Raw genomic sequence first — 1461 nt, 5'->3', positions numbered from 1 at the left:
CTCCCCTCATCGGGGTGCTTTTCACCTTTCCCTCACGGTACTGGTTCACTATCGGTCACTGAGGAGTACTTAGGCTTGGAGGGTGGTCCCCCCATGTTCGGACAGGGTTTCACGTGCCCCGCCCTACTCGAGGACTGCTTCCGGTTTACCCGTACGGGGCTATCACCCGCTCTGGCCCGCCTTTCCAGACGGTTCCGGTTGTGTAGAAGCAGCCACTGGCCTGGTCCGCGTTCGCTCGCCACTACTAGCGGAGTCTCGGTTGATGTCCTTTCCTCCGGCTACTTAGATGTTTCAGTTCGCCGGGTTCGCTTCCCATGCCTATGGATTCAGCATGGGATACCGCCGAAGCGGTGGGTTTCCCCATTCGGAAATCTCCGGATCAAAGCCTGCTCGCGGCTCCCCGAAGCTTATCGCAACGTGCTACGTCCTTCATCGCCTCTCAGTGCCAAGGCATCCACCAGATGCCCTTCTTACGCTTGATCCTTGAAGCGTTAAGCGCCACGCGCAGGAACAAACCCGCCCGCAGCCTCTCCGCCGTTCAGATGCTACGCCTCGCCAGTTCCCTTTCGGGCACCGGCCGAGGCGCGTCCTCGGTCACTTGCACTTGTCTTCACTTGTCCATGATCCCGCCCAGCAATGCCGGGCAACCAGGGCTTTCGCCCGGGCCACGTTGCCGTGTTGTGAGTCCCCTCATACGGATCCCGATCGGCCAGAGCGCTGCGTCGATGACGCCGGCGCTTGAACCTGGTGGGCCAGGGAGGATTTGAACCTCCGACCTCACGCTTATCAAGCGCGCGCTCTAACCAACTGAGCTACTAGCCCAGAGAACAGAGTGCAGACCACAGACGACAGATCTGTTGTCTGTCCTCCGTACTCCGTCCTCTGATCTCAGATCCGTGAGAAGGGATGCGCCGGCGGCGGCTCAGGGCCTGCCGCGGGTCCAACCCGTGCGGGGTTGGTTTTCCTTAGAAAGGAGGTGATCCAGCCGCAGGTTCCCCTACGGCTACCTTGTTACGACTTCACCCCAGTCGCTGACCTGACCGTGGCCGGCTGCCTCCTCTTGCGAGGTTAGCGCACCGTCTTCGGGTAAAGCCAACTCCCATGGTGTGACGGGCGGTGTGTACAAGGCCCGGGAACGTATTCACCGCGGCGTGCTGATCCGCGATTACTAGCGATTCCAACTTCATGCACTCGAGTTGCAGAGTGCAATCCGAACTGAGACGGCTTTTGGGGATTGGCTCCACCTCGCGGCTTCGCGTCCCACTGTCACCGCCATTGTAGCACGTGTGTAGCCCAACCCATAAGGGCCATGAGGACTTGACGTCATCCCCGCCTTCCTCCGGCTTGTCACCGGCAGTTCCGCCAGAGTGCCCAACCTAATGATGGCAACTGACGGTGGGGGTTGCGCTCGTTGCGGGACTTAACCCAACATCTCACGACACGAGCTGACGACAGCCATGC

Annotated in this window: 1 tRNA gene and 2 rRNA genes; all 3 read right to left on the bottom strand. The window is 60.4% G+C overall.

Annotated elements, in window-relative coordinates:
* Positions 1 to 481: ribosomal RNA gene (locus tag JT719_RS24220) — 23S ribosomal RNA — on the bottom strand; the annotation flags it as partial.
* Positions 482 to 745: 264 nt separating this feature from the next.
* Positions 746 to 822 (bottom strand) — tRNA-Ile (locus JT719_RS24215).
* Positions 823 to 969: 147 nt separating this feature from the next.
* Positions 970 to 1461 (bottom strand): 16S ribosomal RNA (locus JT719_RS24210); the annotation flags it as partial.

Source organism: Sabulibacter ruber (assembly GCF_017355955.1).
Classification (GTDB): domain Bacteria; phylum Bacteroidota; class Bacteroidia; order Cytophagales; family Hymenobacteraceae; genus Nibribacter; species Nibribacter ruber_A.
Note: the sequence above shows the minus strand (reverse complement) of the source record. Positions and strands in the feature narration are given on the sequence as shown.